At 67.1% G+C, this 23402-nt stretch carries 25 protein-coding genes; 8 read left to right on the plus strand and 17 right to left on the minus strand.

What is annotated here, in order from left to right; translation table 11 throughout:
* Window positions 1–20 precede the first annotated feature (20 nt).
* From AB0I14_RS31110 to AB0I14_RS31125, 4 genes are all read right to left on the minus strand, one after another.
* Window positions 21–500, minus strand: a complete 480-nt coding sequence (locus AB0I14_RS31110) for a peptidoglycan-binding domain-containing protein (protein WP_358030497.1) — start codon at window positions 498–500, stop codon at window positions 21–23.
* A gap of 129 nt (window positions 501–629) precedes the next feature.
* Complete coding sequence (locus tag AB0I14_RS31115) at window positions 630–1982, minus strand: NAD(P)/FAD-dependent oxidoreductase (RefSeq protein WP_358030619.1); 1353 nt, start codon at window positions 1980–1982, stop codon at window positions 630–632.
* A gap of 25 nt (window positions 1983–2007) precedes the next feature.
* On the minus strand, window positions 2008–3129 hold the full coding sequence (locus tag AB0I14_RS31120) for a DUF6596 domain-containing protein (RefSeq protein WP_358030500.1): 1122 nt from the start codon (window positions 3127–3129) through the stop codon (window positions 2008–2010).
* Entirely contained in the window at window positions 3129–3536 is a 408-nt protein-coding gene (locus AB0I14_RS31125; protein ID WP_358030502.1) for a YciI family protein, read from the minus strand. Before AB0I14_RS31125 ends, AB0I14_RS31120 begins: the two co-directional genes overlap by 1 nt.
* 234 nt (window positions 3537–3770) lie before the next feature.
* Between AB0I14_RS31125 and AB0I14_RS31130 the strand changes: the two genes are divergently transcribed.
* Complete coding sequence (locus AB0I14_RS31130; RefSeq protein WP_358030505.1) at window positions 3771–4007, plus strand: hypothetical protein; 237 nt, start codon at window positions 3771–3773, stop codon at window positions 4005–4007.
* A 24-nt stretch (window positions 4008–4031) separates the two neighbouring features.
* A complete protein-coding gene (locus AB0I14_RS31135) occupies window positions 4032–4880 on the plus strand; it encodes an SMP-30/gluconolactonase/LRE family protein (RefSeq protein WP_358030507.1) in 849 nt (282 codons plus the stop codon).
* Between the two features lie 9 nt (window positions 4881–4889).
* Here AB0I14_RS31135 and AB0I14_RS31140 read toward each other — a convergent pair whose 3' ends face one another.
* The 10 genes from AB0I14_RS31140 to AB0I14_RS31185 all read right to left on the minus strand — a co-directional run bounded on the left by AB0I14_RS31140 (window position 4890) and on the right by AB0I14_RS31185 (window position 14536).
* On the minus strand, window positions 4890–6449 hold the full coding sequence (locus AB0I14_RS31140) for a threonine/serine exporter family protein (RefSeq protein ID WP_358030509.1): 1560 nt from the start codon (window positions 6447–6449) through the stop codon (window positions 4890–4892).
* 65 nt (window positions 6450–6514) lie between these two features.
* Window positions 6515–7183: a class I SAM-dependent methyltransferase family protein gene (locus AB0I14_RS31145; protein WP_358030511.1), complete on the minus strand. Its 669-nt coding sequence runs from the start codon at window positions 7181–7183 to the stop codon at window positions 6515–6517.
* Window positions 7184–7371: 188 nt separating this feature from the next.
* A complete protein-coding gene (locus AB0I14_RS31150; RefSeq protein ID WP_358030513.1) occupies window positions 7372–8403 on the minus strand; it encodes a DUF2278 family protein in 1032 nt (343 codons plus the stop codon).
* A gap of 120 nt (window positions 8404–8523) precedes the next feature.
* A complete protein-coding gene (locus tag AB0I14_RS31155; protein ID WP_358030515.1) occupies window positions 8524–9441 on the minus strand; it encodes a PHB depolymerase family esterase in 918 nt (305 codons plus the stop codon).
* Between the two features lie 203 nt (window positions 9442–9644).
* Window positions 9645–10658 (minus strand): alcohol dehydrogenase catalytic domain-containing protein, encoded by a 1014-nt coding sequence (locus AB0I14_RS31160; RefSeq protein WP_358030518.1) that lies wholly within the window; start codon window positions 10656–10658, stop codon window positions 9645–9647.
* A 75-nt stretch (window positions 10659–10733) separates the two neighbouring features.
* Entirely contained in the window at window positions 10734–11390 is a 657-nt protein-coding gene (locus AB0I14_RS31165; protein WP_358030521.1) for a maleylpyruvate isomerase N-terminal domain-containing protein, read from the minus strand.
* Window positions 11391–11401: 11 nt separating this feature from the next.
* Window positions 11402–11881, minus strand: a complete 480-nt coding sequence (gene cynS, locus AB0I14_RS31170; protein ID WP_358030524.1) for a cyanase — start codon at window positions 11879–11881, stop codon at window positions 11402–11404.
* Window positions 11882–11896: 15 nt separating this feature from the next.
* The gene (locus AB0I14_RS31175) at window positions 11897–13753 is read right to left on the minus strand and encodes a fatty acyl-AMP ligase (protein ID WP_358030527.1); all 1857 of its coding nucleotides are present in this window, start codon (window positions 13751–13753) and stop codon (window positions 11897–11899) included.
* Between the two features lie 4 nt (window positions 13754–13757).
* Complete coding sequence (locus AB0I14_RS31180; RefSeq protein WP_358030530.1) at window positions 13758–14207, minus strand: SRPBCC domain-containing protein; 450 nt, start codon at window positions 14205–14207, stop codon at window positions 13758–13760.
* Window positions 14204–14536, minus strand: coding sequence for a metalloregulator ArsR/SmtB family transcription factor (locus AB0I14_RS31185; protein WP_358030533.1), 333 nt, complete (start codon window positions 14534–14536; stop codon window positions 14204–14206). The genes AB0I14_RS31180 and AB0I14_RS31185 overlap by 4 nt, the downstream gene beginning before the upstream one ends.
* Before the next feature lie 104 nt (window positions 14537–14640).
* On the opposite strand from AB0I14_RS31185, the gene AB0I14_RS31190 reads away from it, so the two are divergent.
* Together AB0I14_RS31190 and AB0I14_RS31195 are read left to right on the plus strand one after the other, a co-directional pair.
* Window positions 14641–15411, plus strand: a complete 771-nt coding sequence (locus AB0I14_RS31190) for a DUF899 domain-containing protein (RefSeq protein ID WP_358030536.1) — start codon at window positions 14641–14643, stop codon at window positions 15409–15411.
* A gap of 45 nt (window positions 15412–15456) precedes the next feature.
* Window positions 15457–17028, plus strand: a complete 1572-nt coding sequence (locus tag AB0I14_RS31195) for a class I adenylate-forming enzyme family protein (RefSeq protein WP_358030539.1) — start codon at window positions 15457–15459, stop codon at window positions 17026–17028.
* Here the strand turns inward: AB0I14_RS31195 and AB0I14_RS31200 are convergent, their stop codons facing one another.
* Window positions 17029–18243 (minus strand): cytochrome P450, encoded by a 1215-nt coding sequence (locus tag AB0I14_RS31200; RefSeq protein ID WP_358030542.1) that lies wholly within the window; start codon window positions 18241–18243, stop codon window positions 17029–17031.
* A 34-nt stretch (window positions 18244–18277) separates the two neighbouring features.
* On the minus strand, window positions 18278–18652 hold the full coding sequence (locus tag AB0I14_RS31205) for an NYN domain-containing protein (protein ID WP_358030549.1): 375 nt from the start codon (window positions 18650–18652) through the stop codon (window positions 18278–18280).
* Between the two features lie 97 nt (window positions 18653–18749).
* On the opposite strand from AB0I14_RS31205, the gene AB0I14_RS31210 reads away from it, so the two are divergent.
* The 4 genes from AB0I14_RS31210 to AB0I14_RS31225 are packed head-to-tail and all read left to right on the plus strand — an operon-like array spanning window position 18750 to window position 22562.
* Window positions 18750–20024, plus strand: a complete 1275-nt coding sequence (locus tag AB0I14_RS31210; RefSeq protein WP_358030552.1) for a GTP cyclohydrolase II — start codon at window positions 18750–18752, stop codon at window positions 20022–20024.
* Window positions 20021–21238 carry a URC4/urg3 family protein gene (locus tag AB0I14_RS31215; RefSeq protein ID WP_358030555.1) on the plus strand — a complete coding sequence of 406 codons (1218 nt, stop codon included), beginning with the start codon at window positions 20021–20023 and terminating at the stop codon, window positions 21236–21238. Before AB0I14_RS31210 ends, AB0I14_RS31215 begins: the two co-directional genes overlap by 4 nt.
* Window positions 21239–21249: 11 nt before the next feature.
* Entirely contained in the window at window positions 21250–21879 is a 630-nt protein-coding gene (upp, locus tag AB0I14_RS31220; protein WP_358030558.1) for a uracil phosphoribosyltransferase, read from the plus strand.
* Window positions 21876–22562, plus strand: a complete 687-nt coding sequence (locus AB0I14_RS31225) for a type II CAAX endopeptidase family protein (RefSeq protein WP_358030561.1) — start codon at window positions 21876–21878, stop codon at window positions 22560–22562. Before upp ends, AB0I14_RS31225 begins: the two co-directional genes overlap by 4 nt.
* Window positions 22563–22566: 4 nt before the next feature.
* On the opposite strand, the gene AB0I14_RS31230 is transcribed toward AB0I14_RS31225, so the two are convergent.
* On the minus strand, window positions 22567–23349 hold the full coding sequence (locus tag AB0I14_RS31230; protein WP_358030565.1) for a hypothetical protein: 783 nt from the start codon (window positions 23347–23349) through the stop codon (window positions 22567–22569).
* Between the last annotated feature and the right edge of the window lie 53 nt (window positions 23350–23402).

A 23402-nucleotide genomic window follows, 5' to 3' on the forward strand; every position in this document is an offset into this window, starting at 1 on the left:
TCAGACGTCGGTGAACGGCCTTAGCTGAACGGGAATTGCACGACCGCGTTATTGCCACCTCGGCAGGTCACCCAGCCACCCTCTCGGACACACGCCATGGTGTACGTCTGATGCGTCACCGGGCTGAAGACGTTGATCTGCACCGAATCTCCCGGGACAGCGAAATACTCCTGGCGGACATTCTGGGCGAACGGACACGAGGTGCTGGGGCTGGCGAGAATGTCGCCGCTGCATTGTTTCATCTCCTGACCGACCGGCCCGGCGCCCTGAGTGGTCAGCTCGTCGAGCTTCGCGAGGGTCTCGGCCCCCGCGACGCCGTTGACGAACAGCCCGGCCCGCTTCTGGAATTCCCGGATGACGGCTTCGGTCTGCGCGCCGAACTCGCCATCGACCTGCAGGTGCGAATAGGCCGGGTAGTCCAGATTCAGCAACGCCTGCAGCGTCGCAACCTGCTGGCCCTCACTGCCGTTCTTCAATGTGACTGTCGGATATGGAGGCATGACAGTGCTCCTCTCATCTCGGTGGCATTGAGCCGACTTCTGATGATCGGAACGTAACTGCGTCCCGTGGCTTCGGGCACGCGTAGCCGACTACTCGAAACGGTGTGGACTGGCGGACTGCCGGCAGTGCTAGCGGTCGCCCGGGGTCGGTGGCACCTCGGGAGGCGGGGGTGTGAGCGCGTCCCACGTGGTCCACGTATAGCGCTGCTCGGGAAGGCCGGTCGCTCCGAGCATGAACGCGCGGTGCGCGCGGTTCTCGCGGGCGATGGTGGTCAGCCAGGTGGTCACCGTGCTGACGCGGTTGCGTACGCCGGTGAGGAATGCGATATGGATGAAACCCCAAGCCAGCCAGCCGAAGAAGCCCGCGAGTTTGATCGGGCCTACCTGCAGGAGTGCCTGCCGGCGGGCGATATACGCCGCTGAGCCGAGGTCTCGGTAGCGGAACGGCCGCCGGGGTTTACCGGCGAGTTCCCGGCGGACGCACGAGGCGACGTGGAGCCCACCCTGCATCGCATTCTCGGCGACACCAGGCAGGTTCTCCCGGCCGGCCAGATCTCCGATCACGAAGATCTCGGGACGGCCCTCGATCGAAAGATCCGGCCCCACAGCGATTCTCCCACTGCGATCGGCCTCAACCCCCAGTACCTGTGCGAGGTGCCGGGCGAACGGCACGGCCTCAACCCCGGCCGTCCACAACACGGTTCGCGCCGCGTACTGCTCGTCGGGACCACCGGCCTTCGGACTGATGGTCACCCCGTCCCGGTTGACGTCGGTCACATGGACTCCCATGTGCAGCTCGACGCCCAGTTTCTGCAGCGACTTCGTCGCCTTCTCCCCCAACTCGGGGCAGAAGGCCTTCAGCACCCGCTCCCCACCGTCGAACAACAGCACCCTGGCTTCCCCTGGCGCGATGCTGTGGAACTCGTGAGCCAAGGTGCGCGTGGCCATCTCGCGGATCTGCCCGGCCAACTCGACCCCGGTGGGACCGCCCCCGGCGACGGCGAACGTGAGCCAACCGTCACGCTCCGGACCCGGTGGCAGCGTCTCGGCGATCTCGAACGCCGTGAAAACCCGCTGCCGGATGTTGAGTGCGTCGTCGAGCGTCTTCATCCCGGGCGCCCACTCCGCGAAATGTTCTTTGCCGAAGTAGGACTGCTGCATGCCCGCGGCCACGACGAGGACGTCATAGTCGAGGGTGAACGTCGTCTCATCCGGCCGGCGGGCCGTGACGCGGCGCAACTCGGGGTCGATGTCGATCGCATCACCGAGCAACGTGGTGACGTTGCGGTGTCGCTCGAACTCTTCGCGCAGCGGCCGGCTGATCTGGCCGAAGCCCAAGGTCCCGGTGGCGCATTGGTAGAGCAGCGGCTGGAACAGGTGTCCCGCTGCCCGATCGAGCAGTGTCACGTCGACGTCGACTCCGCCCAACCGACGCGCACAGAACAGCCCGCCGAATCCCCCACCGATGATCAACACTCTCATCCGACTGTTGCCCACAACTAGGAGGTTAACCGCCGTCGCCGGAAATGTGACCGTGCAGGGCGGATGCGCGCAAGGTGAGGTGGTTGCGCTCGGCCAGCGATTGCGCCTCGGCCGCGGCCTGCACGTAGAGCCGTGCGGCAGTTGAGATGTCCCCCGTCCGCTCATGGAGGTAGGCCGCCGCGGCGGTGTGGCGCGGCAGCGCCGGGTCCAGTTCGGCGAGCGCTGCCAGGCCCGCGCGCGGGCTGTCGGTGAGTGCGACGAGCTCGTCGTACCACTCGACGATCTGCACCCAGTCCGTCTCCGCAGTGGACGGTGCATCGGCGTGCAGCGCCGCGATCGCGGCCTGAGCCTGATACTCGCCGAGCCGGTCGGTGGCCAGCGCGGCCTGCAGCACGCACACCCCTTCGGCGATGAGATCACGTCGCCACCGGGTGCGGTCCTGGTCGGCCAGCGCAACCAGGCTGCCGTCGGCCCGCGTTCGTGCGGGCCGTCTGGCGTGGTGCAGCAGGAACAACGCGAGCAGGCCCGCGGCTTCCGGATGATCGGTGGTCCGGGCCAGCTGACGGGCCAGCCTGATCGCCTCGGCGGCCAGGTCGACGTCGCCGCTGTAGCCCTCGTTGAACACCAGGTACAGCACCCGCAGCACCGTGTGCAGGTCGCCGGGACGATCCAGCCGGACCGCGTTCACAGTGCGCTTGGCGCGGCTGATCCGTTGCGCCATGGTCGCTTCCGGTACGAGATAGGCCTGCGCGATCTGACGCGTGGTCAGGCCTCCGACAGCGCGCAGTGTCAGGGCGACGGCCGCCGACGGGGTCAGACTCGGATGCGCACACAGGAAGTAGAGCTGCAAGGTCTCGTCCACCGCGTTCGCCGGCCCGGCCGTCGGTTCCGCAGAAACCCGGACCTCGCGGTTGCGCCGTGCGACCTCGGATCGGGTGAGGTCCAGGAATCGGCGCCACGCCGTGGTGATCAGCCACCCTTTGGGATCGTCGGGTCGCTGGTCCGGCCAGGTTTCCCAGGCGCGCACCAAGGCTTCCTGCACGGCGTCCTCGGCCGTCGTGAAGTCGGCCCCGCGACGGACCAGGGCGGCGAGGACCCCGGGGATCAGGTCCCGCAACTGCTCCTCGCCCGCCGCATCGAGGTCCATCAGTCGGTGAGGGTCGGCTGGGCGGTCAGGAACGGACGCACCTCCAGCCACTCGTGGATGGGCCGCCCACCCGCACCCGGCGCCGCCGACAGTTCACCGGCCAACTCGACGGCACGCTCGTAGGAGTCGACGTCGACGACCATCCAGCCCGCGATCAGGTCCTTGGTCTCCGCGAACGGGCCGTCGGTCGCAGGCGGCTTGCCCTCACCGCCGTACTGGACCCACGTGCCCTCCGGGGCGAGTGCCTGGCTGTCGACGTACTCGCCGCTGCCTTTCAGCCGATCGGCGAAGTCATTCATGTATTGGATGTGTGCCTGGATCTCGCCCGGAGTCCACTGATCCATCGGAATGTCGTTGACCGACGCGGGGGCGCCTCGGTAATGCTTGAGAAACAGGTACTTGGCCATGGGATTCTCCCTTCGGATTCGCGACCTGCGGTTGGTCGCTCACAACGGGGACGGAGCCGTCGCGTCATTCTCGACGTCGAGGGCCGAAATATTTCTGATCTCATTGTCAGGCCACGTCGTGCGGGTTCAGGATGACGTATGAGCCCGTAGTCGACCTCAAGTGCACACTCAATCACTTCGTTTGGCTAAGCTTCGGGTATCCAAGTTCAGAGTCAAGCACCGAGGTGGGCATTCATGTTCGGAAGCAAGGCAACCCTGGCGACCATCGCCGCCACCGGCCTGATCGGGGCCGCCCTCGGCCTGGGCGCCGCCATCGCGAGCGCGGATCCGGATCCGAGCCTCCCGCCGCCGCCGAACGCGCCGAAGAAGCCGGCTGAGACGTGGCAGGGCCACCCGATGGTCTGGTGGAACCTGCCTGCCGGCGGCCACTGGGGTGTCTGGGTCAACGGCGACTTCCTCCCGTTCACCTGATCGGGCACCGGACCGCAGCACCCGATGACATCCGTCGAGGCCATCGCCGCGGTCCCGTTCGTCGACGGGATCGTCTACGGCGAGGGGCCACGTTGGCACGGTGACCGGCTGTGGTTCACCGACGGTCTGGCCGGTCGGGTGTACTCGGCCGGCGAAGCCGGTGACCTCACAGTTGAGGTCGAGCTCGCGCGTGCCTCCGGGCTCGGGTGGCTTCCCGACGGGACCCTCGTGGTGTCGACACTCTTCGCAGCGGAGCTCCACCACGCAGACGCCCGCGGAAACGTGACGGCCAGCTACAACGTCAGCGACATCGCGTGGTCCACCAACGACCTGCTGGTCGCGCCGGATGGCCGGACGTACGTCGACCTCTATATCGCTGAACGCGGCGGCCTGACCGGCGGGATCGGACTGGTCGCCCCCGACGGCACCGTGCGGATCGTCGCCACCGGACTGTCGATGCCCAACGGCCTCGGATTCCTACCCGATGAGTCGACCCTGGTGGTCAGCGAGACGCACGGCTCGCGGCTGCTGGCGTTCACCTCCGGGCCCGACGGCAGCCTCAGTGCACCCACCGTATTCGCCGACCTCGGTCCGGACCGGCATCCCGACGGGTTGTGCATCGACACCGCCGGCGGAGTGTGGGTCGGCTGCTACGACACCGGGGAGTTCCTGCGCGTGGTCGCCGGGGGCGAGATCACCCACCGCATCGAGATCGACCGTGGCTGGGCGGTGGCGCCGGCGCTGGGCGGCCACGACGGGAGAACTCTGTACCTCGTGGTCGACGACACGAGCCACGAAGATCTGTTGGCCGGCTCGTCGACGGGTCGGATCCTGCAGGCGCGCGTCGACATTCCCGCCGCCGGATCGCCCTGATTCCGTCGTTCAGCTATCGGGTTCGGCACTCTCGTCGTCGTCCGACTCCTCGGCCGGGGCTGCTTCCAACGGAACGCTTTCCGCGCGTGGGGCGCTGACGGCCGAGGTGTTGTCGGCCGGCTGAAGGCGCACCACCTGGCCCACGGCCCGGCGCAGTCCCGGCGGCCCTTCCTTGCGGAAGAACTCACCGATGCGTCCGGCGCGGTAGCGCAGTGGCGAGCCGAGCAGCTCACCCATCACCACGCCGCTGCCCAGCGCCAGCGCCGTGGCTGCCGCGCTCAGCAGGTGCGCGAGCCCCTCACCGAACTTCTCGTCCACCGCGAAGGCGAACACCGCCCAGAACACTGAGAGGCCGGGCAGCATCGGCATGATGCCGGCGGTCGCCGTCACCAGCGCGGGAGACTGCCGGCGAATGGAAATCAGAGTGGCCAGAAAACCGACACCGACCGCCGCGATCCCGGTGGCCGCCCACTGGCCGAACCCGGCCGTCCCGAGCCCGATCAACGTCAGCTCGGCCAGCGCGGCCGCGAGCCCGGCGGTGGGCAGTGACCGCAGTGGTGCATAGCTGGCCATGGTCAGGCAGATCCCGGCCAGCGCTGCACCCACGACCGCCAGGACGATCGCCAACGGTCCTCTCGGCGTGATGAAGGTGCCGGCCGTGTTGACGTGCAGTTCGATCTGGATCCCCAGGAGCGTGGCGGCCTGCAGCGCACCGGTGATGCCCACGACGATTCCCGCGGTCAGAAACACGGCGTCACCGAGCCGTGCGACCGCCGTGACCATGTAACCGGTCAGCGCGTCCTGCACGGCACCGACCAGGGTCATGCCGGACAGCAACAACACGATCCCGGTGGCAACCAGCGCACTGAGCCCCTGACCGGTGTACCGGTAGGCAGCCAGCGCGATCAAAGTCGCGATCGCCGCTCCGGCCGCATGCTGAAAAAAGAACGGCGTGCCTATTCGATTCAGCAGCCGGCCGACCCGGTCGATCAGTGCGGCAGTCACGGTGGCCAGCAGACAGGTCAACCAGTTGCCGCCCAGCAGCATCGCGATACCGAGCGCGAAACCCGCCCACCCCGCGGTCGCGAGCCACCGGGGGAACGGATGCGGACTCTCCGTCAGCTCATCCATGGCCTCGTGCGCCTCATCGACGGTGATACCGCCGGAGGTGATGCGCCGCACCAACCGATCGAGCTCGGCGAGCCGCGTGTAGTCCGTGGACCTGGTCCGCACCGCCCGCATGATCGTGACCGGCGGACTGTCCGCGGTGGGCAGTGCCGACACGATGATCGTCGCGACGGTGATGTCGACGACGCAGTCGGTGAGCCGGTAGGCCTGTGCGACGTCCTGGGTGGTGGCCACGACATCGGCAGTACCCGAGCCCGATGACAGCATGACCTCCGCGAGCCGGATGGTCAGGTCGAGGACCTTGCGGGTGTGTACGTCGCCCATCCCGGCCGACGCGCGACTGCGCCGGCCGGCCACCGGTGCCGGGTCGCGGCGTCCCCGCAGCGCCATGCGCAGCCCTCCACGCAAACGATCCCTGCCGTTCAGACCTTCCTCAGCCATCGTTGAAAAGCGTACTGATGAATACGCGGGTGCTGGTGGAAGACAGGCCCCGCCGGCAGGAGTCGTCAGCCGGCGCTCTGCGCGCGGTCGGCGGCCCGGATCACATCGGAGCCGACAAAGGCGAAGAGCTGGGCGCCGGCTGCCAGTGGTTCGGGTTGTCCGGTGAAGCGGTGGGCTCCGACGCCGTAGCTCACATCCGGCGCAGACACCCAGACCAGCTCGAAACCGCGCTCGTCAAACCAGTTGAGGATCAACGGGACCCGGTCCGGCACGGTGCGACCCCGGGTCCACAGCACAGTGCCCCCGGTCTTGGTCAGCTGCGGGAGGAAGCCGATGGCCCGCTCGATGTCCTCGTCGGTGATGTTGCCGAAGATGCCGCAGGCCACCACGATGTCCGCAGGTACCAGGTCCCGGTAGTGGTCGATGAGCGAGGCATCGCCGGTCACCACCTCGACCGCGGTCAACCCGTACTTGTTCACAGCCTCGGCGGCGACTGCGGCGTTGCGGGCATCCAGCTCGACCAGACGTGCCCGGACGTCGTCGCGCCGCGGATGCCCGGCCAGGACCTCGAGCAGGTCGCGGCCCTGCCCGGCGCACAGGCTGACGACCCGCAGCGGCCCTGCCGGCGCTTCGTCCAGCGCCTGCCTGATCAAGGTCTGCACCGCGCGAAGTCGGTGCGCCAACGCCGAATCGGGCCGGTCATAGTCTTCGTGCCAGCTGTGCCAATCCACCACGGGAGGAAACGATATGACCGCGGCGCCTGTGGCCGCGCCGATGCCGGCCGGCCCGACGCTGCCGCAGTTGACGGCGCCCTGCCGCGAATGTATCGCGAATTCACCTGGCACTGAGCACTATTCGCCCGCCGCGGACGGGCCGATCGGAGCTCAGGATGAATTAATCGCGGCGAGATGAATATTGGCGCCTACCGCTGGAAACGCACGTAGCGGTCCACTACGGCTGCCTCATTTTGGGAGTACGTGACGCTGTCCACCTGAGTACCGTGATCATCGACCAACAGCAGGTTTCCGCCCGAGTTGCCGAGTTGTGCGCCCGACCCGTCGAGCACGATGACTGCCGACGCACCGCCGGCCAGCTCGGCGTCCAGCTTGCTTTCCCGACCATTGCGGTCGACCAGACGCCAACCATGCAATGACACTGCCCCGGTGGCGTAGTTGCCGATCACCACCGCTTCGTGTCCGGGATCCGGACCGGTGGGATTGATCAGCGCCCGCTCCAGATAAGCCAGGCCCGGAGTCACCTGCCCACTGCCCGCAGCCGGTCCGACCAACCGGGACAGGGGCTGCGCACCCGGTGCCGCATCGCCCTGCGCGTCGGTGGGCACCCGCTGGGTCTGGAAGGCCAGCAGGATGCCGACGACACGGTCTGGGAAGGCCAGCATAAGTCCACCGTCGTGGAAGGCACCGTTGTCACCCGCGTGCGCACCGACATTGCCCTGGTTCATGTGAATGTCGTGAACACCGTGCAGACCATCGGTGTTGCCGAAATCGGCGTCGATCGGCATGTGCATGTTGCGGTCGAACTTCGCGCCGAACGCGTAGAGCTCGCCGCCTGCGGCCTGGCACTGGGTCAGATACAAACCCAGAAGATCCTGCAGGTCATCGGCATTCGCGCTGCCGCTGGGCGGAAGAGCCCGGCCCAGGGTGAAGTCGAACAACGGCGCCTTCACATAGTCCAGCGACGACGCCGAGGTGCCGGGTGTGACGGAGAAGCCGGACGCCACGGCAGCCAGTCCGTTGACGACAGGGTGGCCGACCAGCGGATCCACCACCCAGAAGACGACCTCGCTGCCGTCGTTGGATTCGACATTGACCGCGACCCGCCACGGTTGTCCGGAGTCGTCGACCGCCCGGATCTGCAGGTGCGGGGTGGACTGCCCGTCCTCCCGAACGAACCGGTCCGGTCGTGCGCGTAGAACGCCATAAGTGATCGTCACGATCGCCCTCCTCCGTTTCGACGCGGACACAAGGACTTTCATGTGCCTGCACTCGCAGAAACTATCGGCTCGACGTGTTGCGGACACGCGTAGCCGACTACCCGAAAAGTAGGAGCGCGGCTATCTGCCGTGAGAAGCGAAGAACTGACCGGAAGCATCGGAGGCGTCGAAGGCCCGGCTGGCGGCCCCGACGGACTGGACCGGAAGAATCTCGGGGACGCCCGGCCAGGTGTGCCCGCCCCCGTCGATTCGCATGAACACCACCGAGGTTCCGGCCGCACACCCCTCAGCGGCGATGCGGTGCGTTTCGGTGCCGTCGCCGGTGCCGGGCAGCAGCTCGTCAGACGGAGCCGGGCAACCGTTGATCTGGCGCCACCGGTCGACCAACGCCGGTCCCGACAGCACCGTGCTCCCCCCACCGCGCCCCGTCATCGGCCCGCCGTTGAACGGCACGATGGGGTCTGCAGTGCCGTAGGAGGCGAGAACCGACACGGGCCTCGACGGGCTGCAGCCCACATTCGTTCCGAGCGTCCCGGCGACCGGGGCGATCGCGGCGAACAGATCGGCGCGGTCACACGCCAGCCGGTTGGCCATGAAGCCGCCCGCCGACAGGCCGGTGGCAAATACCCGGCCCCGCGGGATCCCGTTTTCCGTGACGAGGCGGTCGACCAGGGTCGAGATGAACCCGACATCGTCGACGCCCTGGCGGTCCGGCACCGAGGCGCCGCGGCCGTCAGCCCAGCTGTAGTCGATTCCGTCGGGATAGACCACGGCGAACCCGTTGGCGTCGGCCACGGCGTCGTAATGGGTGAGCGCGGCCTGGTCGGCCCCCGTCGCACCGGCGGCGTGCAGGTTGACGACCAGCCCCGAAGGGGCGCCACCGCCGGCCGGCAGGTGCAGCCGATACGTGCGCATCGTGCCCCCGAAGTCGATCTGCGCCGACGGAACGGGTGCGGCCCACGCGGGTGTCGGCGCGGCCGCACACCACGACAGCGCAATGAGCGCGGCGGACAGCACTGTGCGGAGACGTCCCGGCATGAAAAGCACCGGGGCAGAATAGATACCACGAGCAAACTGTTGGGCAACGCCGGGTGACCTACCGGAGAAAATCCTGCCGGCAAGAGTCGCCATCCGCTTCCACGCCATCCCGGCCCCCACCGATTCGTCGTCCAGCAAACGAAGTCCCGACGCTACCTGTTCGCTGTGACCAGTGGGGCGAGATAACCGGATTCGATCACCGATCAGATGGTCAGGACCATGCGGTAGCGCGCCTGCCCCTGCTCCATCGCGGCGTAGGCGCTCGCCGCCTCGTCGAGTGGGCGCTCCTCGATTCGGGCCCGAACCCCCGACAGCACCGCGAAGTGCATCGTTTCCTCGACGTCACGTGCGGTTCCGGACGGGTGCCCGGAGATACTGAGCGCGGGCTGGATCAGTTGCACCGGGCTGATGGGCAACGGATCGGCCGACACCCCGATCGCGACCAGCTCCCCACGCGGCGCGAGCCCGCCCATGGTGTCGGCCATCGCCTGCGAATTGCCCACCGTGGCCAGCACCACTGCCGCCCCACCCAGGTCCCGCAGCGCTGAACTGACGTCGCCGGCGGTCGAGTCGATGTAGTGCCGGGCCCCCAGTGCGCGGGCATCTGCCTCCTTGCCGGGGCCGCGCGCGATGGCGACGGTCTCGAAGCCCATCGCGCTGGCGAACTGCAGTCCGAGGTGGCCCAGGCCGCCGACTCCGAGCACCGCAACCAGGTCACCGGGAACCGCGCGGGTGTGGCGGAGCGCGTTGTAGGTCGTCACCCCGGCGCACCCCATCGGGGCGGCCTCGGAGAAGGACAGCTCGTCCGGGATCCGGGCGAGTGCGTTGGCCGGCACGGTCACCGATTCCGCATAGCCGCCCGGGTAATGCAGGCTCGGTATCTGTCCCTTTTCGCAGTGGATGAACAGTCCCTTGCGGCACGGGATGCAGACCCCGCAGTGTCCGCCGAACCATCCGATCGCGACCCGGTCCCCTACCGCGAAATCGGTTACCCCGGCGCCGACTTCGGCGATGGTGCCGGCGATCTCGTGGCCGGGGGTCACCGGCCATTCGATGCCGGGGAATCCGCCGTTGAGGATGGCCCGGTCGGTGCCGCAGACCCCGCACGCGGCCACAGTGACCCGTACCTGTCCCCGATCGGGCGAGAGGGTCTGGGCGTCAACGAGTTCCAGCGCACCGCCGGATGACTGGACGTGAACAGCTCGATGAGTTGCCATGAGAATCCTTACCGTCGCCGTCGGGATATCTGGCAATCATGAACCGTCAACGGCCCACTTGACCAGAGGCAGATGTCAGCCCAGGACGAACGGCAGCCGCTCGGCCGCCGCGCCGAGATCAGTCCGCTCCGAATCGGTGGGAGTCCGCCGGCCCGTACCCACCAACAATGCATCCGCGTCGGAGAAACTCGCGCCGAAGGGGACTTCCGTGATGTCGGCGAACAGCGCGCGGGATCGAACCAGCCCCGCGGCGGGCGGCCCGGGTATCCCCGGGAGATGTGCGACCAGATCGAGGTGGTGCAGCGTCCATTCGAGAACGTAGGCATCGAGGTAGTCCCCGACGGTGAGGACCTGTCCCTGCGTGCCGACTCGCAGGTGCGGGTCGGCGAGCTCTGCCGCCCGTCCCGCGGCCGAACCCACGTCGTCGAGGTGAAACTTGAGGAGGCCCGCATCTTGGTATGCGGCGGCCAACCGGACGGTCAGCGCATCCAAGGGATCCGCACCGTCGGGCGGAATGTCGGAGACCTTCCAGTAGGTCAGTGCGTCGCGGGTCGGTTCGGCAGCGGTCGGGGTGACCAGCGTGATCAACACGTCCTGGGCATCAATGACGAGGTGGCACACCAGGTCTCGAATCAGCCATCCGGCGCAGCCGGAAGGCTGATCGAAGTCCCGCGGCTCGAGCCCGGCTACCGCAGCACGCAGAGCCGCCCACGAATCTGAAAACTGGCCCATGACTGCAAAAGCTAGCAGCGGACTATCTTCTCGGCTGCAGTCCAGTCGTAGGGCAGGAACTTGCCGTCGAACGTCACCACCACCCGATCTCCGGCAGGGTGCGATTTACGCTGCACGTCGACGCTGAAGTTGATGGCGCTCATGATGCCGTCACCGAACTGTTCGTGGATGATTTCCTTGAGCGCACCGCCGTAGACCTGGAGCGCCTCATAAAACCGGTAGATGGTGGGATCGGTGGGCACGGCCGTCGGCAGTCCACCGCGCATCGGCACCGCGGCCAGCACCGGAATCACCGACTCGTCCAATCCGAGTAGGTCCACGATGATCCTGCCGGATTCGACCGGAACCGGGTGCTGTCCGAGCAGGGCGGACACCGTCCACACCACGGGTTTGTCGATGGCGTCGGCCAACTGCTGCCACGTCAGGCCCTTGGTCAGGCGGGCTTCTACGATCGCGGCGGTGATCTCGTCTCTGCTCATACCCAGCAGCATGCCCGCGGTGAACGGTCACCGCACGCCCAATGTGCCCTCCAGATACTCACCACGACAGGCCACCCGGGCCAGCTTGCCGCTGGTTGTTCTCGGAATCGCACCTGCCGGCAGGAATCGCAGATCCGCCACCGCCAATCCGTGCCGGTCGGCCACCGCCGCCCGGATGGCATCGCTCGCCTCCTGGGGGTCGGCACGGTTGGTGCGGGCCGCACGTTCAGCGATCACCACCAACCCCGCGCCGTCACCGTCGGTGCCGGCATTCACGGTGAACGCCGTGACGTAGCCGCGCCGGACCAATGGTGAAGCCTCCGCCACGGTGGACTCGATGTCCTGCGGGTAGTGGCTACGACCGTCGATCTGCACCAGGTCGGCCATTCGCCCGGTCACGTAGAACTGGCCCTCGAAATAGACCCCCAGATCGCCGGTGCGCAGCCAGGTGGCGTGCCCGGGCAACCCCTCGGCGTGACTGCCTGCCGCAAGCCGTGACTGCAGCGACACCCCGAATGCCTTGCGCGTCTCCTCGGGTCGGCCCCAATAGCCGCGGCCGATGTTGTTGCCGTGCAACCAGATCTCCCCGACCTGACCGTCGGGCACTTCCTCCGCTCCCCCATCGGCAGTCCCCGGATCGACGATCACCGCCCACAGGCTGCGGGCCGGGTGACCACAGGACACATGCGCGACGGCGCCCTCGGCGTGGGCGTCGACGCGGGCCGCACGCCCGACGGCGAGTTGCTCTCGGTCGAAGTAGACCACCGAGGCCTGCTCGGCCGGAGCGATCGTCGAGATCAGCAGTGTCGCCTCGGCAATGCCGTACGACGGTTTGAACGCCGTGGGCGGTAGCCCGTAGGGCGCAAACACGTCGTTGAATCCCGTTATCACCTCGGGGATCACGGGTTCCGAACCGATGATGAGCACCACATTGCTCAGGTCGATGTCCTCCCCCGCGGCGGGCACTCCGCGCTGAGCCGTCCACTCGTAGGCGAAGTTCGGTGCCGCAGTGATGACCCGGCCGCTCTTCGATGCCTCCGACATCGCCCGGACCCAGCGCTGCGGGCGACGGATGAACGCGGTCGGCGACATCAGCGTCGAGTGCCCGCCATACACCGCGGGAAACCCGATCATCGACAGGCCCATGTCGTGATACAGCGGTAACCAGCTGAGTCCGTGGGTGTTTCGGTTCAGCAGATCGATGGACAGGATCATCTGCAGCAGGTTGGTACCGACCGCACGGTGGGTGATCTCGACCCCGACCGGTGGGCGTGTCGAGCCCGACGTGTACTGCAGGTGGGAGATGTCGTCGGGATCGACCGGGATGGCGGTGAAGCCGTCCCCCGCCGAATCGGGCACCTCATCGATGGCCACCACCTCAGGACGCACGGTGTCCGGCAGCTTCGCCAGGAACGCCTCAACGGCGTCGGCGGCGGACGCGGTGGTGAGCACCGTGGTCGGACGGCAATCGAGCAGCGCGGTTTCGAGTCGTTCGGCGTGGCCCTGCAGTTCCGGCGCGAACAGCGGCACCGCGATGTTCCCCGCCTTGATCGCCGCGAAGAAGCCGACGACATAGTCGAGGCCCTGCGGTGCGAGGATGGCGACCCGCTCGCCCCGGGCGGTGACCTGCTGCAGCAGCGCAGCGACGGCCCGTAGCCGAACGCCCAGCTGGGTCCAGGTCAGCTCGAAGACCTCTTCCTCGGCGTGGCTGTGATCGAGGTAGCGGTACGCCACCAGGTCGCCGACGTGGGCGATGTTGCGGTCGATGAGCGAGATCAGAGTGGTGCCCGGGGGCATCACGATGCCGCCGTCCCCGTCCAGGCAGTCCTCGATACGCAGCAGGCCTGCCGGGGCCTCGTACTGAACCTGAGTGCCGCTATCCATGGCCTCAGTCTAAGTCGCGCTCCCGGATGAGATGGGCACCCAACTGTTCGAACGTGAGAGTCCACCCGCTGTGGAAACCGTCGAATTCCTCTGGCGGCAAAAGGGAATGCTCGATCGACATCATCGTCTGCCCATCGGCGACCGGCTCGAATTCGACGTTGACGATGCTGGTCACGGTCGGATCGATCCAGTTCGAGTTGCTCCAGGTGAAGCGCAGCACGCGGGGTCGATCGATGGTCAGAAACTGGCCCGTGATCAGTACGCCGGTACCGGAATCGTCGACATCGAAGCGCACCAGCCCGCCGACGCGGGGTTCGACGACCACCTCGACGCAGTGCACCGGACGCGGACACATCCATTCCCGCAGCGACTCGGGGTCCAGCCATTGGTCGAACACCACATCGGGTGTCGCGGGCATCAGCCGTTGTACCCGGACGGTCGGTGCGTCGGTCATCGAGGGTCCGCCCGCCGCCGCAACCGCGCGGCCAGCGCATCGGCGCGACTCGACCAGAAGTCCGTCTGCTCGTTCATCCACTGCTGAGCCATCGTCAACCCGTCCTGCTTGAGCGACACCCAGTGCTCCCGCCCGCGGACCTCGCGTTGCACCAGACCGGCGGCTTCCAGCACCCCGATATGCCGTGACACTCCGGCGAACGTCATGGGCAGCGGGGCGGCCAGGTCGCTGATCCGGGCGTCACCTTGACGCAGGGTCTCCAGCAGCCGCCGACGTGTCGAATCGGCCAGGGCCGAATATGCGCGGTCCAGAACTTGATCTTCAACCACCTTGTTGACTATAGCCGTGAGCCGTGGTTCCCTGAAGGAAGGGTTATTCAACTGATGTGTTGAACGTTGGATGGGCACCGCACGTACCGATGACGGGAGCAGCCGTGAAGAATCCACCGATCGTGCCGGCCGCAGACTGGCAGGCCGCACTCGACGAAATGCTGGTCAAAGAAAAGGAATTCACCCGCACGCGGGACCGGCTCGCGGCGCTGCGCCGGCGCATGCCGTGGACCCCTGTCGAAAAGGACTACGAGTTCGAAGGCCCGGGAGGCGCCGCGACCCTGCTCGACCTGTTCGCCGGGCGCCGGCAGCTGATCGTGTACCGCGCCTTCCTCGACCCGGGCCTGCACGGCTGGCCAGATCATGGATGTGTCGGCTGCTCGTTGATGGCCGACCACATCGGCAACCTCGCCCATCTCAACGCCCGCGACACCACCCTTGTGTACGCCTCACGCGGGTCGCAGGCCGACATCGCCCGGATCAAGGCGCGCATGGGATGGAGCCATCCCTGGTACACCATGGTTCCCCGCACCGGCGCTGAGTTCGACGTGGACTTCGGTGTCGACGAATGGCACGGCACCAACGCGTTCATCCGCGACGGGAATCGGATATTCCGCACCTATTTCATCGACAACCGCGGCGACGAGGCATTCGTCAACACCTGGAACTTCCTGGACATGACCGCGCTCGGCCGTCAGGAGAGCTGGGAGGACTCCCCACCGGGATACCCGCAGACCAAGGCCTACGAGTGGTGGTCCTGGCACGACTCCTACCCCGAGCATCAGCCGTCACGGTGGTTCGGTGATCCCGACCCCGACAATCCCCGCGACCCGCGCCCGCCACGCGACGACTGCGCGGCCTGCGGGAGCCACTGACCCACCGCGAGCGCACCGGCATCACCCATTGGAGAAGATGGGCGGGTGACGCAACCTCCGTTGACCGTTCCCGCGCTCCTGCAGCGCTGCGTCGCCGAGTTCGGTGAGTCCGTGTACCTGGTCACTCCCACCGATCGGCTCACCTACATCGAGGCCGAACGCCGATCCGCCGATCTGGCGCGATGGCTGCTGCACGAAGGGGTGGGCAAGGGCAGCCGCGTCGGGCTGTTCTTCCCCAACGGTGCCGAGTGGGTGACCTGGTGGCTCGCGGTGTCGCGAATCGGGGCAGTGGCGGTGCCGCTGAGCACGATCTACGCGCCCGCCGAGATCGCAAAGGTGTTGCGACTGGCCGACATCGGGCTACTCATCGCCCCCAGCACGGTGCTGAACATCGACGTCGCCGAACGGTTGGAGGCGGCCCTGCCCGAACTGGCCGGCCACTCCGGCAGCCGGCTCGCCCTGCACGCCGCGCCCTATCTGCGTCGCATCGCGGTGATCGGCGATGACGGGCGCCCCTGGGCGTCGCGCGTCGAGGTCACCGACCGGGTGCCTGCCGAGGTTCTCACCGCCGCGGAAGCCGAGGTCTCCCCCGCCGACCTCGCCATCATGGTGCACACCTCTGGCTCGACGGCCGATCCCAAAGGCGTGCTGCACACGCACGGCACGCTGGTGCGTCAGACCTCGACCTGGCCCGCCGCGATCCGGGCGATCACCGGGTGCGAGGGCCAGTCCCGGGTGCTGTGCGCGATGCCGTTCTTCTGGATCGGCGGACTGCTCGCGGTCACCGGCGCCATGCACGAACCCGTCACGCTCGTGGTGATGCCGAAACTGGATCCCGGCACCGCTTTGGACCTGGCTGAGCGCGAGCGGATCACCGGGATCGTGGGCTGGCCGGCGTTCACCCAGCGGTTGCGTGAGCATCCGTCGTTCGCCGATCGTGACCTGAGCAGCGCACCGATGTTGCGCGACGGCCCGCTCGACATCGCCATGACCGACGTGCCCGACGGATTTCCGGTGCACCGCACCATGTCTGAGACAGCAGGAGGCTTCGCCTTCACCGACATGGCCATCGTCGACGAACACGGGTCCCCGGTGGCCACCGGGGACACCGGTGAACTCCTGATCCGCGGGGTCGGGGTGATGGCCGGCTACAACAAGCGCGAACGGTCCGAGACCTTCGACGCCGACGGGTGGTACCACACCGGCGACAAGGTGTACCGCCGCGACGGCGATCCCCGCCTGTTCTACGTCGGGCGCACCACCGACCTCATCAAAGCCGCCGGGGCCAACGTCTCGCCGCTGGAGGTCGAGGCCGTCATCGCCGAGTCTGCCGACGTAGCCCAGTGTGTGGTCGTCGGCATCGACGACCCGCAGCGCGGCGAGGAAGTCTGCGCGGTCGTGGTGCCCACCGGGGATCTAGACCTGGCGGCCCTGGCCGCCTACTCTCGGGACCAATTGTCGGCCTACAAGGTTCCGACCCGCTGGGCGCTGACCACCAGTGACCGGATACCGACCCTGTCCAGCGGGAAATTCGACCGGAAAACCCTGCGGCAGTTGATCATCGAGCAAGAGATCGAGACGGTACGCCTGCAGCCGGCACGCCGGCCCGCAGGCTGATCACGCTGCGCTGAACCGCACCGGCATCGAATGGATGCCGTTCATCAGATTCGAACGCACCCGCTTCACCGGCCCGGTGACCTCCAGATCCTTCATCTTGTGCAGGATTTCGGGGAAGATGGCCGCCGCCTCCACCCGGGCGAGGTTGGCTCCGAGGCAGAAGTGGGTGCCTCCGCCGCCGAACGCCAGGTGTGGATTCGGATTGCGGCCGATGTCGAAACGGTCGGGATCGACAAAATGCGTATCGTCGCGATTGGCCGACGGGAAGAACATCGCCACCCGTTCCCCTTCGGCGATGCGAACCCCGTGTAATTCGGTGTCTTTCGTTGCGGTGCGGGCGAATACGGTAACGGGGCTGACGTACCGCAGCATCTCCTCGACCGCTGTCGGCAACAAGCCCGGGTCCGACACCAGCCGGGCCCGCTCGTCGGGATGCTCGAGCAGTGCCAACGTCCCGGCTGCGACCAGATTGCGGGTGGTGTCTCCGCCTGCGTTGATCAGCAACAGGAAGAACAGGTTGAACTCGAGGTCGGTGAGACGTTGGCCGTCCACCTCGGCGTGCAGCAGTGCAGTCGCGATGTCATCGCCCGGGTCGGCGCGTTTGCGTTCGGCCAGCGCCGACGCGTACTCGAACATCTGGAGCTGCGCCTGCATGACCGTTTCGGTGGGAGCGCCGACTTTCTCGGAGTTCATCGCCTCGGTCAGCTCGTACAGGCGGCGGCCGTCCTCGTGCGAGATACCGAGGAGTTCGGCGATCACATATGACGGCAACACCCCGGCGACGTCGGACACGAAATCGCATTCACCGCGGTCCAACACGCCCTCGATGGTCTCGCTTGCCAGGTCTGCCATACGTGTGTTCAACCGTGCCACGTGACGCGGCGTGAACCCCTTGCTCACCAACGTTCGCAGCGCCGTGTGCCGCGGTGGATCCATCGTCAACATCATCAAGCTGAGCTGGAATGCCTCCGACTGCGGTGGCACGTCGAAGAAGACTCCGGTCTGCTGGGAGGACCACGTCGCACTGTCCCGAGATACGGCGAGGACCTCGTCATACCGGGTGAGGGCCCAGAAGCCGGGCCCCTTGGAGTACGGGTGCCACGCGACCGGAGCACACCGCCGCAGTTCCCGAAACGCCTCGAACGGCATGCCCGCCTCGTAGACCGCCGGATCGGTCAGGTCAACACCGCTGATGCTGACCGCATCGTCGAGCATGCCGTGACGGTAGTCCAGTGCGACACCCGGGAACTCAGAATCGATCGATCAGGTCGCGGAATCCTGCCGCCGGTTGCACGAGCGCGCCAAGCGCTCGAACCCGCTCGGCCAGTGTGACGTCCGAAGTCACGACCGTGATCGCGTCGGGTCGCGAGTCCGCGTGAACCAGCCGCACGATCTCGTCGTCGGCGGAGTTCGCGGACGCCCGTGGAGCATGAGCCACCTCGACGACGTCCGACTCGATCGGCGGCGTCGTCGGTCCTTCGAGCACCACCGTCACCCGGTGTCCCTCGGCCGAAGCCCAGCGCTCGAGCCGCTCCACCAAGCCCGCCATCGCGCCGCGGCGGTCTTTCCACCAGCCGTCCGGCTTCGATCCGATCACGTTCATCGCGTCCACGATCCACCGCACGAGTCGACGGTACGGGCACACCGCATGCAGAACCTGCCGAATCGGGGTTGACTGGAATGTCTCAGCCGGGCGCGGGCACGGAGGAAGGAGCACCGACATGGTGGCCGATTCAGGTGGTGGGTCCGCGGAGCCGACGAAGGCCCGGCATATCCGGTTGACGTCCCACAGTGCTGTCGCGGGTACGCCGACGGTCCAGTGGGCCGCAGCGACCGCCGCCGAGCGCGGTCCGGTGATCGGTACCACCACTACGCGCGCGCACCGCAACGTGATCGGCACCCACAGCGGGTCCTACAGCGTGTACCGGGCCTTGGCCGTCGCCGCGGGCGCACTCTCGCCCGACCACCGCGCCGATCTGACCAACACCGCCCCCACCGATGTGATCGGGCCATACCCCCAGTGGAGCCGACCGGAGACGATCGTCAGCCTGGATCCGTGGGGCGCACTGGTCGCCGACTCGTTCGCCGCCGAACTGGCTGCCGGCTTCGACATCCGGCCGACCATCGCGGTGACCAAGGCCCATGTGATGGTGCCGGAGATCGCCACCGCCATCGCCGCCGGCCGGCTGCACCCGGACGGCCACATCCTGCTGGAAAGCGGTGCGGCACTGGTGACGAAGGCCGCGATCGAGCCCGTGTGGTACCTGCCCGGGGTGGCCGCCCGATTCGGCTGCACCGAGACCGCGTTGCGTCGGGTGCTGTTCGAGGAGACCGGGGGTATGTACCCCGAACTCGTCACCCGCAGTGATCTCGAGGTGTTCCTGCCGCCGATCGGCGGGCAGACCGTCTACATCTTCGGCGCACCACTCGATCTGGCCGATCCGACCGTGGAACTGACCGCTCGGGTACACGACGAGTGCAACGGCTCGGACGTCTTCGGCTCCGACATCTGCACGTGCAGGCCCTATCTCACGCATGCGATCGAAGAATGCATCGGCGGAGCCCAGCGTGGCGGGGTCGGCCTGGTCGCCTACTCACGCAAAGAAGGTCGTGCACTCGGCGAGGTGACCAAGTTCCTCGTCTACAACGCTCGCAAGCGCCAGGACGGCGGCGACACCGCCGACCAGTACTTCGCCCGCACCGAATGTGTGGCGGGCGTGCAGGACATGCGATTCCAGGAGCTCATGCCCGATGTCCTGCACTGGCTGGGCGTCCGCAAGATCCACCGCCTGGTGTCGATGAGCAACCTGAAATACGACGCGATCACCGGTTCGGGGATCGAGGTCGGTGAGCGGGTCAACATCCCCGACGACCTGATCCCGGCCGATGCCCGGGTCGAGATCGACGCCAAGATGGCCGCCGGGTATTTCACACCCGGGCCAGTACCCGACATCGACGAACTCAAGATCGTCAAAGGGCGCGGGCTCACCCCATGACCACAACCCTCGACACCTCGGCCGCCGTCGCGGCGCTGCGCACCACCTCCGCGATCCGCGAACGGGCCCAACATCTTCTGCAGCGCGCCCGGAACGGCGGCTCGCCCTGGTTCCTGGTCGACGACGCCGCCCTGGATCCGGCGGCCGCCGAGGTCGCTGACGTCACCCGCGCCCGATACCCCACACTCGCGATCCCCTACCACAGCAGGTGGCGCCATTTCGAGGCCGGAGGCGTGGATCGCCGAGCCGAGTTGGATTCGCACACAGCCAATTTGGATACGGCCGTCCAGGCTCGATCGATGCTCGACCTGGCCGTGGTGAGCGTATTGCTCGATGCCGGCGCCGGAACCGATTGGCACTACACCGAATCCGGTACCGACCTTCGCCTGAACCGCTCCGAGGGGTTGGGCGTGGCCAGTTGGCACGCATTCTGCAGCGGATTGTTCTCCAGCGATCCAGCCAATCCGTTGCAAGCCGATGCCACCGCACTGAGCCGGCTCGACGCCGAGAGCCTGGGCCGCGCCTTCCAGGCCGGCCCCCGGAATCCGTTGGTCGGGCTTCCCGGTCGGGTGCAGCTGCTGCGTCGCCTCGGCGCGCAATTGACTGCCCGCACAGACGTGTTCGGCCCGGATGGCCGCCCCGGTGGATTGTTCGACACGGTCACGGGTCCGACCGTCTCGGCCCACGACCTGCTCTCGACGTTGTTGGACGCACTGTCGGAAGTGTGGCCGGCCGACAACACCATCGGAGGTCAACCACTCGGTGACTGCTGGCGGCATCAGGCGGTCCCGGGTCGAGGTCTCTCACGGGGCTGGATGCCGTTTCACAAGCTGTCCCAGTGGCTGACCTACTCGCTGCTGGAACCGTTCGAACGGGCCGGTGTCGTGGTCACCGAACTCGACAGCCTCACCGGGCTACCCGAGTACCGCAACGGCGGTCTGCTCCTCGACACCGGTGTCCTGCGGCTCCGTGATCCCGCATTCGCCGAGCCGGATTGGGCAGTGGGCGACGAGATCGTGGTCGAGTGGCGGGCACTGACCGTTGCGCTGCTCGATGAACTGGCGCCGCGGGTCCGCGCTCGTCTCGATGCCCCGCAGTTGCCGCTGGCCTGTGTGCTGGAGGGCGGAACCTGGGCGACGGGGCGGGTACTGGCCGCACGCCTGCGCGACGGCCGTCCCCCGCTGTCCATCGTCAGTGACGGCACGGTCTTCTGAGGAGCAGCGCCATGGGCAATCTGCACGTCATCGATCATCCGCTGGTACAGCACAAGCTGACCCTGATGCGGCAGAAGGACGTGTCCACGAAAGGATTTCGCCAGTTGCTCAACGAGATCTCGATGTTGATGAGCTACGAGGTGCTGCGCGACATCCCGGTCCACGACATCGACATCGAGACGCCACTGGAATCCATGAGGGGAGCCGTGATCGACGGCAAGAAACTCGTGTTCGTGTCCATTCTGCGGGCCGGAAGCGGCATCCTGGACGGCATGCTCAGCGTGATGCCCAGCGCCCGCGTCGGCCATATCGGCCTCTACCGCGATCCGAAGACCCGTGTCGCCGTGGAGTACTACTGCAAGCTGCCCGGCGATCTGCGAGAACGTGACGTGGTGGTCGTCGATCCGATGCTGGCCACGGGCAATTCGGCCGTCGCGGCAATCGACCGCATCAAGGAATACGGGCCCCGATCCATCAAGTTCGTCTGCCTGCTGACGTGTCCGGAAGGTGTCGCCGCGATGCAGCATGCGCATCCGGACGTACCCATCTACGCTGCGGCACTGGACCGGGAACTCGACGAGCAGGGGTACATAGTCCCCGGCGTCGGCGATGCGGGTGACCGCATCTTCGGAACCAAGTGAACGCACACCGCTGGGGCCTCGGCGCCTTCGTCATCGTTGAGGCCGTCTATCTGCTCACCTCGGCCGCGTTCGGTCTGTTCGCGCCCCCTGGCCCGCCGCCGGTCGGGTTGATCACGCTGGCGATCGGGGTGCCCACCCTCGTCGCCGCGACTCTTGCCGTCGCCATCGCGAAATGGCGCGGCAACGGTGCACGTATCGACTTTCGATGGCAGTGGTCCTGGCGTGCAGTCGGTCTCGGGTTGGCATTCGGCATCGGCGGGCTGTTCGTCACACTGCCGGCCGCGTTGCTGTACCAGTCGATCGTCGGACCCGACGCGACCTCAGCCGTCGGCGGGGTCTACGAAGGTGTTCAGACGCAGTGGCCGCTGGCGGTGGCCGTCCTGCTCCTCGTCGCGTTCATCGCACCGATCTGCGAAGAGGTGGTGTACCGCGGACTGCTCTGGGGTGCGCTCGAGCAACGGTGGGGGCGCATCGTCGCGGTGATCGTGTCCACCCTCGTATTTGCCTTGGCACACCTGGAACCCGAGCGGGCTCCGCTGCTGCTGGTGGTCGCCATCCCAATTGCATTGGCGCGGCTGTACTCCGGAAGTTTGTGGGGCGGCATCATCGCCCACCAGGTGACCAACCTGCTGCCGGGCCTCGTCATGATGTTCGGACTGCTGGGGATGATGCCGGCCCGCTGAGGTGCTACCTCTTGCGGTCGCGCACCTTGTAGGTCGAGGGCCACGACATGCGAGATTCATCGCCCACCAACGGCGTTGCCGAACCACCGACCCGAACGTCATAGGCTTCCTGTCCGGCGCCGACCTCACGGTTGGCGTGCTCTTGAGCCAGGTAGTAGAGCTGGTCGATCTCAGCCTCGGAGAACGCCACAAACGTGGTCTTCCGCACGATGTCGTTCATGCCCGCCGTCATCCGGTCGGGCAGGATGCGTGACGCCAACGCCGCCAGACCGAGCAGCGTGAACGGGATGACCCAGTAGCAGATGAACGACAGCGGTGTCTTGGTGTCCAGAATCGTGGCGTCGCCCTGCACGATCGGCGGGATCACCGAGGAGACCGTCATCCCGGCGAAGGCTCCGACCCAGATCCAGGTGAGGATCTTCACGATCCGTTGGAACAGATCGCTTTCCACGACTCCAGGGGGCTGGCCCGCCGCCGCGAACTCCAGCACGAACGGCCTGCCGAGCACCAACCCGATCAACGCGACCAGGAAGATGCCCGCATTGCTCAGCGGCTGCATCCAGCGCTCCATGACGTCCTGGCTGAGTACCAGGGTCAAGATCGTGAGCACGACGAAGGTCGCGAGCGCGCCGATCTCGAGAGTGCGCCCCGGTACGCCGGAGATCCGGCTGATCGTGAACGTCGCGATCGCCGCCGCGAGTGCCACCAGCACGGCGACCAGGAACGGCACGTTGCCGACGAGTACCCAATAGATGATCCACGGCGCGAAGCCAAAGAGGATGCCCACGAGCGCCTAGTCTAGGGGCTTACCGTTGATCCGACGGCAACTACCCACCGGCG

The organism is Mycobacterium sp. NPDC050441, assembly GCF_040655355.1.
Classification (GTDB): Bacteria; Actinomycetota; Actinomycetes; order Mycobacteriales; family Mycobacteriaceae; genus Mycobacterium.